Source organism: Thioalkalivibrio sp. ALE23 (assembly GCF_000378545.1).
Taxonomy (GTDB): Bacteria; Pseudomonadota; Gammaproteobacteria; order Ectothiorhodospirales; family Ectothiorhodospiraceae; genus Thioalkalivibrio.
Window position 1 is genome coordinate 1 of record NZ_KB900048.1, and the last position, 9,747, is coordinate 9,747.

The window sequence follows — 9,747 nt, forward strand, 5'->3', positions numbered from 1 at the left end:
GGGGACCGGTTCGGTGTTCCCAAGAATCTCGACATCTACGCCACCATGAACACTGCGGACCGCTCCATTGCGCTGATGGACGCAGCCCTGCGCCGCCGGTTCCGCTTCCACGAGATGCTGCCGAAACCGCAGGCCATCGCGGGGCAGCAGGACGGGCGGATTCCCGACGAAGAAGGCGGACAACTGGATCTGCGCCGCCTGCTGGACACCATCAACCGGCGCCTGCGCTACCTGCTCCATCGTGACCAGGCGTTCGGTCACGCCTACTTCACGGAGGTCAAGCATCTGGACGACCTGCGCGACGTACTCGTGTACGACATCATCCCGATGCTCGCCGAGTACTTCTACGACGACTGGGCGCAAATCCGTCGCGTGCTGGGTGACGAAGGCGTCTCCGAGGAGTACCAGATCATTACCCGAACAACGCTGGACCCGCTACATCTGTTCGGCGACGGCGCCCCCGGGCCCGAGAAGCCCGACTATCACGTCAAGGCGCCCGGGGACATTGCGCCGGATGCCATCCGCAAGATTTACGAGAACGTGGACGACGTGGACGAATGAGGCAGGTTCTCGCCCGCGAACACGGCTGGCTCGTGATTGGCGAACACGGCGACTTGTACCGCCGGGAGGCCGACCTGCTCGCGGAGGCCGAGCCGCAATTGCCTGGGCGCTGCCTCGAATGGGGACATCAGCGCGTCAAGTTTCGCCAGTTCTGTGGCGTCGTCCGCCTCGACAATGTCCAGATCGAAGTCCTGCCCAAACTGTCCACTTATCAGTCGGCCGCGCACCAGCGCAAGACACTGCTAACTCTGCTGAGCCGCGGAAGCGAACTCAATGCGCTGGATATGGGCGCCGCGAGCCTGGCAAACAGCGAAACGCTCCTGCTGGACATCTTTATCCGGCATTTTGCCGAACTCCTCGATCACCAGCTTCGCCATGGCATGCTGCAGGACTACCGGGACGTCGAGGACAACCTGGGCATGGTCCGCGGGCGTATCGACATGGTGCGTCAACAACGCGAGAACCTCACCCACCCACAACGCATCGCCTGTCGGTTTAACGAACTCAGTACGGACATCCCGGTCAACCGCCTGCTGAAAACCGCCCTCGATCTTCTGCAGACACTCGTGTCGAGTCTCCTCCTGCGCCAGTACATCGCGTCACTGCGCATGCGTTTCGCCCATGTCCCGTCGCTGCAGCGACACGAATGGGCCCCACGCGGCGATGATCTGAACCGGATGCAGCGTCGCTACGCGCCCGTGGTCGACCTCGCCCATCTCTTCCTTTCCGGTCAGTACCTCGACGTTCGCAGCGGCCAAAGCCGTACCTTCAGCCTGCTATTCGACATGAACCGTCTGTTCGAGCGATACACCGCCAGTCTGATAGAGCCCGAGGTGCGGCGCGCCGGCCTCAGGCTGCAAGAACAAGGCCCGATCCAACACTTGGTCACCGAGGAGCGTGGTTCACCTCGACTGCGAATGCGGCCCGACATCGCCCTTTTGAACCGGCACAACACCGTCGTGTCCATCCTCGACACCAAATGGAAAATCCTGGCCGGCAAGGATCCTCTCGGAGCGTTGTCGAACTCGGACCTCTATCAAATCAGCACCTATGCCGCCGCATACGGGTGCCGCGAGGTGGGTCTGTTCTTCCCCGAGCAGGAGTGTTTCCAGAGCGAGCGGCCCAGACGGCTGACCATCGAACTCGGCAACAGGGTGAAGTTGACCGTCCGTGCCGTACCCGTTAGCGATCCAGGCGCCCGAATGCACCTCGATTTCTGGAATATGGAGCGCAGCCCTCCTGAGTCTAAAGTGCCTTCCCGATCGCCTTTTTCTACCTACATTTAGGGTCTCGCCTGATTGCATACCACGCGCGAAGGCACCCCGGTTTCATGCCCGGGAGTGGATGAGTAGTGTGCACGATGGGCGAACGGGAAGCTGACCACACGGTGAGTACGATCCATTCCAACGCCCGCAACACACCCCGGATCCGGCGGGAACTACAGGAGGCGCCGGCCGGCGTCAGCGATCCGGAACTGGCCCGACGCTACGGTATCAGCCGCATGACGGTGCGCAAGTGGCGCCGCCGGCGCACCGAGGTGGAAGACCGGACCCATCGTCCGAAGAAGATGCACACGATGCTCACGGCGGAATCCGAAATCGGGGCCTTTAGCCGCCCGATCGAATAGTCCGAGCCACCGAATTCCACTTGCAGCCGGGCCATTATTGTTCCCCCGGCCAGGACCAAAGCCGGCTCCAAGGCTTTGTGACGGGATTTGTGACAAAGGCGACTCGGTACAATCCAGGGTTTTGGATCCATCCCCGGTGAACGCCATGAACGACTCGCCCACGGTGTCGATGTATTCGGCCCTGCAGCAGGCCTTCGATCACTTCAACGAACGGCTGTTCGACAACGTGCTGCCGCCCTGCCTGATCACGCTGCGCAGTTCCCGACGCCAGCGGGGTTACCACCACGCGGAGCGGTTCATCTCCGCGGACGGCACCATCATCCACGAGCTGGGTGTGCATCCGGGGTACTTCACGCTGAACCCGCCGGAGGTCGCGCTCTCCACGCTGGTGCACGAGATGGTTCACCACTGGCAGGAATGCTTCGGCAAGCCGAGCCGCTCAAACCATCACAACCGCGAGTGGGCGCAGAAGATGGAGGCGATCGGACTGGTGCCCAGCGACACCGGACTGCCGGACGGCAAGCAGACCGGGCGCCGGGTCACCCACTACATCGGGCCCGACGGGCCGTTCGCCCTTGCTTGCGCGGATCTGCTGGCCAGCGGATTTGCCCTGCCCTGGTTCGACCGCCATGCCCCGACCTCGCCCGAATCGGTCGTGCAGGTGCAGGAGGCGCTGGCCGAACAGGGCCTGGCGGTCGCCAGCACACCCGCCCCGGCCGAAATCCTTGCCCACCCGGAGGATCCCGAAAAACCCGCGGTCTTCGGCCCGCCCCAGCCGCGCCCGGATCCCCGCGTGCGGCTCACCTGCCCGAGCTGCGGCGCCCGCGTCTGGGCGCGCCCCGACACCCCCGTGAACTGCGGGGTGTGCCTGGACCCGATGGAGGATTTGTCCGGAGAAGCGCCGTAACGGGTGGCGCCTTCCGGAAAGATGTGCCTCGGCAACCGCTATGGCCGCCGGTCAGGCCGGCCAGACAAGCCAGGCTGGATTCACTCAACTCCTCCCTGGCGAGAGGCCCTGGCCACTCCATCGGCGTATTGCCCTGGCGGCACCATTTGCAGATAGCGCTCCTGCTCGGTCGTCTCGATGGCGCCTCGCCGAGCCCGGCGAACAGCAGCCACCGCCGCATCCGGGGCCATGCCTCGATCGATCAGGAGACGGGCGGCTACCGTACCCGCCCGTCCCAGACCACCCTTGCAGTGCACGAGCAGGCGCCCGCCTGCATAAAGTACTCGATGCATCTCCGGGGCCACCGCCTGCCAGCGGTCATCCCACTGACGGTCGGGAGCGGCCATGTCCGGGATGGGCAGGTGGTACCAGGTCACCCCGGTCTCGCTGACGGCCTCCCCGAGCCGGGGCACGCCCAGCTCGTGCAGTTCTTCCAGCGTTGTCAGGGTCACGACGCCGGCCGCGCCCCACGCCCGGATTCGGTCCAGATCCGACTCCAGATCGCGGGCCCAGGCGCCCGTCATCCCATGAGCCTGCTGCTTGCCCGGACAGAGGGTGATACCGATGGTGCCGCCCTCCGGCAACGTGATCTCGGCGATCTCCAGCGGATGACTGGTAGTGGTCCGAACGGCGTTCATTCAGTGCGCTCCGTTGATTCGATGGCGAGGATCCCCGATGGATTGGCGTTCGAGCGCTGGTGAAGCGCATCGCCGCCCCCGAGTCGGGTCATGCTGGCTGAGCTGCGCGAGCCACTCCGTCGAGATTCGCTCCCCCCGGTACCCGTACGCCGTCATGTCCCTGCCACCTCCGTGAGGCCCGCTGGCGGGTCCAGTGGAACCCTACCCACTTTTATTCCGCCAACAAAGCCCGCAACGCCCTTCCGGTTCGCTCGGGCGACTAAACCTGTCGCCCGGTTCGAGACCTGCGCATTTCCGGCGATTGCAACCTGCACCCTCATGGCCGACGATGCAGCGAACGGCTTTGATATCCCCCATACGAAAGGAACTTCACGTGACCGACGCAAGACGCGACGCCGACGAGCGCGAAGAGGAAGAAGAAGAACTCCGCAAGCGACGGGAGAACATGCAAAGGCGCAGCGACAGCCAGGCCGCCGCTGGCTTTGACGTCCTTCATCGGCCGAACGATGAAGAGACTCCTGAGAACGAAGAAGACGGCTCGCAAAGTCGGTGATCGAAAAGGCCACGACCACGTCGCCGAGAAGCCCCATGGACGAGACACCGCGGTCTGACCAGACGACCCTGATCGAGCAGCTGAAGGCCGAACGCGACCAGCTCCTCGGCCTGCTTCGTGCGCTGCCCGACATCTCGTTCGTGATCGATGAAGACGGGCTTTACGTTCGGGTCATCGGCGGGACGAACGAAGCCATGTATGTCAGCGGCAAGCCGCTGGAAGGCTCGACCCTCCAGGACGCTCTCCCCGAAAGCATTGCCAATCATTTTTTGGGGGTGGTCCGGGAGGCCCTTCGGACGGGAGAAATGCAGTTCCTGGAGTACGAACTGGGAGTCGAGGACGTGACGGCCCTACCGCCCGAAATCCGGGAAAAAGCCGCCGATCCGAGTAAACAGTATTTCGAGGGCCGCATCCTCCCGTTGCCCAGTTACGATCACCCCAAGCCCGTCGTACTGTGGGTGGCCGTCAATATCACTCCCCGAAAACAACTCGAGCAGTACTGGCGCCAGGCGGCCGAAACCGATCCGCTGACCGGAATCGCCAACCGACGCGCCCTGTTCCAAAAGGCCCACGAGGAAGTAGAACGCGCCCGTCGCTACGGGCACCCGCTGTCCCTGCTCATTCTGGACATCGACCATTTCAAGAGCATCAACTCCCGCTTCGGGCACGCCCGGGGGGACGAGGCCCTGCGGCGCTTCACACGCACCTGCGCCGAGCTCCTGCGCACCAACGATCGTCTCGGCCGTATCGGAGGGGAAGAGTTCGTGATCCTGCTGCCGGAAACCGATCTGGTGGGGGCGACCCGTCTGGGACACCGGATCGTGGAGGCGATCGCCTCCGTGGAGATCGATGAAACGTCCCCCGTGTTCACCACCACGGTTTCTGTCGGGGCGGCGACGCTGGAACACGGGGAGGGCTTTGAAGCAACCCTGCACCGAGCCGATCAAGCCCTGTCCAGGGCGAAAGCCAACGGCCGCAACCGTCTGGAAACCGACGGCCCGCACCCGACCGAATGAACCACCGCATGGGATCGCCCATCGACCATCGTCCCGGAGACGGGCACGGCAGCCGAAATGGAGGGCCAATGAAAGGCTGGGCCCACACACGCACCCTGGTCTCGAACAACTAAGGGCAGCTCACCCGGTGACCCTCCCGCGTTAGCGAGCCCATGAAGATGATCGCGACACTTCACCAACAAGGGGATCCGTTGGATGGTCTCAGCGATCATCCGTCGCTGATGATCGAAACCAACCGTCTTCCGACAGCCCCGGACTATCCACTGCCGACGGATCACCCGTCTCGCAAGGCCCCGAGGGAGTTCCACCAGAAAGGCGCAACAAAGCATCGCCCAGACCGGCCAGCCGGTCGTACTGGCTGAGCCGGGCACGCCACTGCGCCGGGATCCCTGCCTCCCCGTAGTACGCCCCCGCCAATTGCCCGTAGATCGCGGCGGTGGTGTCGGCGTCGTGGCCCAGATTGGCCGCCAGCAGCGCCCCCTCGCGGAAACCCCCACTGCGGTCAAAGGCCCACAGGGCCGCCTCCAGACTCTCGACCACATAACCCGTCCCCCGGATCTGCGGTGGATCCCGATGGCGAAAGGAGCCCTCGGCGATGGCCTGGACGGCCGGTTCCAGCTCATCGCCCGGACCGAAGCCGGGGAGCGCCTGCCAGGGCCGCTCCAGCACCTCGGCTCGTTCCGCCCCTTCCAGAACGGCAAGGATATAAGCCGTCCACAGACGACAGGCATCGAGACATTCCGCAGCCGCGTGCGTGGTCCGGGAACTCACACGGGCGGTTTCATGGGCCCGGGCCGGGGTACGGCGGTAGGCCAGCGGGACCGGAACCAGGCGCATGAGCGAGCCGTTACCCGCCGCTCCGGGATCCTCCGAACCACTCAACGGATTGCCGGAGTCTTCGTACCGCGCAAGCGCTGCGCTCACCGTGTTCCCGATGTCGAAGCACCGCCCCGTACTGCTGGCATAGCCTTCGCGCCACCAGCGGACGTAACGGTCCATCTGATCGTGCGCATCGAAGCCTCGGCACTCGACCAGGCTCTCCGCCAGCGCGATGGCCATCGAGGTGTCGTCGGTCCACTGCCCCGGTTGCAGCCCGAACGGCCCGCCTCCCACCATGTCGGTGATGGGTTCAAAGCTTCCCGGCTCGCGAAACTCCAGTGTGGTGCCCAGCGCATCGCCGCAGGCCAGACCCAGCATCGCGCCCCGATAACGCTCTTCGATTGTCAGCACCCTCATCTCCCCGATGTCCGTGGCGGTGTCGCTTGCCCACCGCGGGAACACTGCATAGATCCGATCCCACCGAATGCGGGCGTTCGGCCACTGGCGAGAGCGTTATCACGAAACATGCGCTGCCCCGACAACATGTTCGGTCGAGCGATCAGTTTGAGGCCAGTCCAGTACTGGTCAGACGCGAACCTATCCTCGGGCAAGGGCGACGATGGACCCCAGGTTCAATGAACGGGATAACAGGCATCCCCCCAATGCTCCTGCGCATTATCCAGCATGATCTCAATGACCGCCGGAACCAGGTCCCCCATGATCCGATTGGCATCCCGGAGCTGCTCGCGGTTCACCGAGCTACCCCAGGTCGCCCCACCATGAACGAGCTGGTTTCTGAGCGTATAAAGACGCTGGAACACGATCGCGAGAACGGTGCCGGTATCCTGTTGCGCGAGTGCCGCGTGCGCGGCTCGCCGAGCTGCGGCGAACCGTTCCTGCCAATCCTCACTTCCTTCCACACGATTCTGGCAATCCCAATAGGTCTGAAACACATATTGGTTGTTCAGCAAGAGACGGATGGATTCGGAATACTGCCGCCAGACCAGGTCGTACAGCCGCCTCCCGCCATCCAGGTCACTCAAGCGATGCAGGAATTCCCGCAATAGCCGGCTCTCGCCGACGCGCTGCTCCCCGAGATCGTTTGCGTACGCGGCATTGAACGCGATCCACAGGAAGATGAAACGCCCGTCTTCGTCATCGCACATCTCCGACCGCTTGAGCCAACTCAGCGCACGGTGAATCCGCAGGGCGATTCCTTCAGCGTGCTCATGTCTCTCGGCCCTTTGCCTCGCTTTCAGTTGGTCGTGCGACATGGTTCCTCCTTGCACTGTACCTCGCGGTTTTCCAGCCCCTCGTGAGCACGACTCATCGCGACCGCACTGAATCCGTTGGCAGCCGCACACATCGGCTGGTCATCGCCGACACCGAACGGACTTTCCCCCGCCCCGTGACTTCGACGCCTGGCATGTCGCGCAATCCGTCAGGCGCGACCGGGCAGAGAGATCTGCACCATCACTCCACCAAATCGAGTACGCGCTCGTTGTACTCTTCTTCGGTGATCACGCCGCGGTCTCGAAGCCGCCGAAGGGCCTCGATATCCGCTTCCAGCTCGCCCGATGTCTGACTTTCCGAAGGGCCGGCAGCGATGGCCTGATGCAGTCGCTCATCGTCCAGGGCCTCGTCGATGGTCTCCCACAGGGTCCGCGTCAGGATCTCTTCCAGCTTCTCGATGGACGCAAAGACGCCGCCACCCGCACCGCCCTCGACATTGCTCGCACGAACCGAATTCTCGTGGGCGATCTGCCGGGAACCGGGCTCCAACAGTGTGACATTCAGTCGGGAGTGCGCCTCACGCCGCATCACCTGGTTGGAATCCAGGTGTTCGATGTCGACCTCCATGACGAAGTCACCCTCTCCTTCCTCCGCCAGCATGCCGCGCTGTTCCAGCCCCGTAATGAACTGGTCGCGGACCACATCGGATACCGGCTCTTCGGTCTCGAGCGTCTGCAATGGATTGCCGAAACCGCCCCGAATCGCGCCCAACCAGTTCGCCCCGTGCTGCCGGCTATCCGTGACGGGCCCCATCTCCACGTTGGCCTCGCCGACCGATTCCAATTCGGGGCTTGAAGCCGGATCCAGCGTGACCGGTGTGGTGGTACATCCAGCCACCAGAAAGCCGCCCAACAGGACCACTGCCATTCGCGTGATGCTCACCCTATTCCCTCCCCCCTCTTGTGGTTCCATAAGCCATCCTCGCAGATTCCAGTTCCTGGATCATCGCGTCCCGCAATGGCCTCGGTTCCAGGACCTCGACACTGGCACCCAACCCCAGCAGCCACCACTTCAGACGTGCGGTGTCCCGGACGGTGGCGGTAACCCGGGAGCACTCGCCGTTCCTTTCGGGCTCGATGGTCTGATCCTCGGACAGGCGCGCTTCGTGCAGGTGGTAAGCGAGCGCCGGATTCACCCGGAGTTCGATGCGAATGGTTTCGCCTTCGGGGTAATCGAATGCGCCCTGCTCGATGAACTGGTCGAGATCAAAGCCGGCGTCCGGATCGCGCGCCGGCACCTCGGTCAGGGCCGCAGCCTCGATCCGGTGCGCCGCGAGATGCAGCACGTCCTGGTGCGGTTCGATGGTAGCCAGGAGGTAGGTGACCGGCTCGCGGAACACCAGCGCCAGAGGGTGAATGCGGTGGTCGCGCACCCGCTCCTTCGAGCGCGAGCGGTAGGTGATATCGAGGCAGCGGCGTTCCAGCAGGCCCTGCTGCACGGTCGCGAACACACCTTCCGGGACCGCCGGCGGACCCAGTGGCGGACCGTTGGGAAGGATACGCACCCGCTCGGGCCACAGACTCAGGCCGGACGACTGCCCCGTGGCTTCCAGCACCTCCCGCGCCCGCGCAACCTGCGGTGCCAGCCGTTCCCGGGCGGACGGCGGCAGCAGGCGTGATGCGTGAGCATCCAGGATCTGGAGGGTGAGCGCCGTCTCGGGGTCGAGTGCGGGCATGTCCTGCAGCGGGGCATCGGCCAGCCAATACCATCCGTACGGACGGTCCCGCTCGTCGCGCCCAAGCGGTAGAAATGCCGAAAGCGATTCCAGGTCCCGTTCGATGGTTCGCAGGGTCGTATCCAGTCCCCGCGCCTGCAGGCGTTCAACCAGTTCCGGCGCACTGATCCGGCGGGACTGCCTTGGCACCATGCCCAGCAGCAGCATCCGCCGCTGCAGCGTCGCGCGCATTCCGTTGCCCTTGGTCATTTCCCGTCCATCCCCTGCCCGTCGGTTGTCCCGCTCACGGTGGAGCCTGCCAGCCGCCCATCGGCCGTGCAAAGATTCGATGCCCGCACCCTGAAGCCGAGGCACGACCTTTCAACGTAGCTCACCGATTTCATACCGAATGCGCCCGTCCGTATCGCGAATCCGCGTCGGCGCGGAGCCCGGCCCCTCCTCCACGGTGCCGCGGATCCGGCCGTCCGTACCGCGGATGTAGGTGGGCCCCGGCGGCTGCTCGTCGATGTAGCCGGTGATGCGGCCATCGGCATCACGGATCAGCGGCTGCCCGGGTGAAGGGTAATCCCGCTCGGATGACGACGGCACGGCACACCCCGTCAGCGCAGCGAGCAGGAAG

10 protein-coding genes and 2 pseudogenes are annotated in these 9,747 nt (G+C 64.3%); 6 read left to right on the forward strand and 6 right to left on the reverse strand.

Annotated features, from left to right (window positions below):
* The 4 genes and pseudogenes from F573_RS15275 to F573_RS0113195 all read left to right on the forward strand — a co-directional run.
* Positions 1-561: pseudogene (locus F573_RS15275) on the forward strand (hypothetical protein); the annotation flags it as partial.
* Complete coding sequence (locus tag F573_RS0113185) at positions 558-1,847, forward strand: McrC family protein (RefSeq protein WP_019022978.1); 1,290 nt, start codon at positions 558-560, stop codon at positions 1,845-1,847. The pseudogene F573_RS15275 and the gene F573_RS0113185, both read left to right, overlap by 4 nt.
* A 74-nt stretch (positions 1,848-1,921) precedes the next feature.
* A pseudogene (locus F573_RS0113190) lies at positions 1,922-2,161 on the forward strand (helix-turn-helix domain-containing protein); the annotation flags it as partial.
* Positions 2,162-2,333: 172 nt separating this feature from the next.
* A complete protein-coding gene (locus F573_RS0113195) occupies positions 2,334-3,095 on the forward strand; it encodes a SprT-like domain-containing protein (protein WP_019022980.1) in 762 nt (253 codons plus the stop codon).
* Positions 3,096-3,175: 80 nt separating this feature from the next.
* Here F573_RS0113195 and F573_RS0113200 read toward each other — a convergent pair whose 3' ends face one another.
* Positions 3,176-3,772 carry a cyclin-dependent kinase inhibitor 3 family protein gene (locus tag F573_RS0113200; protein WP_019022981.1) on the reverse strand — a complete coding sequence of 199 codons (597 nt, stop codon included), beginning with the start codon at positions 3,770-3,772 and terminating at the stop codon, positions 3,176-3,178.
* 373 nt (positions 3,773-4,145) lie between these two features.
* Here F573_RS0113200 and F573_RS15280 point away from each other — a divergent pair, with 373 nt between their 5' ends.
* Both F573_RS15280 and F573_RS0113210 read left to right on the forward strand, forming a co-directional pair.
* The gene (locus F573_RS15280; RefSeq protein WP_196800559.1) at positions 4,146-4,325 is read left to right on the forward strand and encodes a hypothetical protein; all 180 of its coding nucleotides are present in this window, start codon (positions 4,146-4,148) and stop codon (positions 4,323-4,325) included.
* 35 nt (positions 4,326-4,360) lie between these two features.
* Positions 4,361-5,341, forward strand: a complete 981-nt coding sequence (locus tag F573_RS0113210; protein WP_019022983.1) for a sensor domain-containing diguanylate cyclase — start codon at positions 4,361-4,363, stop codon at positions 5,339-5,341.
* 201 nt (positions 5,342-5,542) lie between these two features.
* Here the strand turns inward: F573_RS0113210 and F573_RS0113215 are convergent, their stop codons facing one another.
* The 5 genes from F573_RS0113215 to F573_RS0113235 form a co-directional block, all read right to left on the reverse strand.
* Positions 5,543-6,577 carry an ADP-ribosylglycohydrolase family protein gene (locus tag F573_RS0113215; RefSeq protein WP_019571040.1) on the reverse strand — a complete coding sequence of 345 codons (1,035 nt, stop codon included), beginning with the start codon at positions 6,575-6,577 and terminating at the stop codon, positions 5,543-5,545.
* Between the two features lie 215 nt (positions 6,578-6,792).
* The gene (locus F573_RS0113220; RefSeq protein WP_019022985.1) at positions 6,793-7,434 is read right to left on the reverse strand and encodes a HEPN domain-containing protein; all 642 of its coding nucleotides are present in this window, start codon (positions 7,432-7,434) and stop codon (positions 6,793-6,795) included.
* A gap of 199 nt (positions 7,435-7,633) precedes the next feature.
* Entirely contained in the window at positions 7,634-8,320 is a 687-nt protein-coding gene (locus F573_RS0113225; RefSeq protein ID WP_026300930.1) for a YajG family lipoprotein, read from the reverse strand.
* A gap of 16 nt (positions 8,321-8,336) precedes the next feature.
* Positions 8,337-9,377, reverse strand: coding sequence for a YafY family protein (locus F573_RS0113230; protein WP_019022987.1), 1,041 nt, complete (start codon positions 9,375-9,377; stop codon positions 8,337-8,339).
* Between the two features lie 111 nt (positions 9,378-9,488).
* Positions 9,489-9,743, reverse strand: coding sequence for a hypothetical protein (locus F573_RS0113235; RefSeq protein WP_026300931.1), 255 nt, complete (start codon positions 9,741-9,743; stop codon positions 9,489-9,491).
* Positions 9,744-9,747 lie beyond the last annotated feature (4 nt).

Excerpts from the sequence above, each read along its gene's own strand:
- F573_RS0113195 (WP_019022980.1), top strand. The coding sequence starts at position 2,334 with ATGAACGACTCGCCCACGGTGTCGATGTATTCGGCCCTGCAGCAGGCC.
- F573_RS0113230 (WP_019022987.1), bottom strand. The coding sequence starts at position 9,377 with ATGACCAAGGGCAACGGAATGCGCGCGACGCTGCAGCGGCGGATGCTG.
- F573_RS0113185 (WP_019022978.1), top strand. The coding sequence starts at position 558 with ATGAGGCAGGTTCTCGCCCGCGAACACGGCTGGCTCGTGATTGGCGAA.
- F573_RS0113225 (WP_026300930.1), bottom strand. The coding sequence starts at position 8,320 with ATGGCAGTGGTCCTGTTGGGCGGCTTTCTGGTGGCTGGATGTACCACC.
- F573_RS0113210 (WP_019022983.1), top strand. The coding sequence starts at position 4,361 with ATGGACGAGACACCGCGGTCTGACCAGACGACCCTGATCGAGCAGCTG.
- F573_RS0113200 (WP_019022981.1), bottom strand. The coding sequence starts at position 3,772 with ATGAACGCCGTTCGGACCACTACCAGTCATCCGCTGGAGATCGCCGAG.
- F573_RS0113215 (WP_019571040.1), bottom strand. The coding sequence starts at position 6,577 with ATGAGGGTGCTGACAATCGAAGAGCGTTATCGGGGCGCGATGCTGGGT.
- F573_RS0113220 (WP_019022985.1), bottom strand. The coding sequence starts at position 7,434 with ATGTCGCACGACCAACTGAAAGCGAGGCAAAGGGCCGAGAGACATGAG.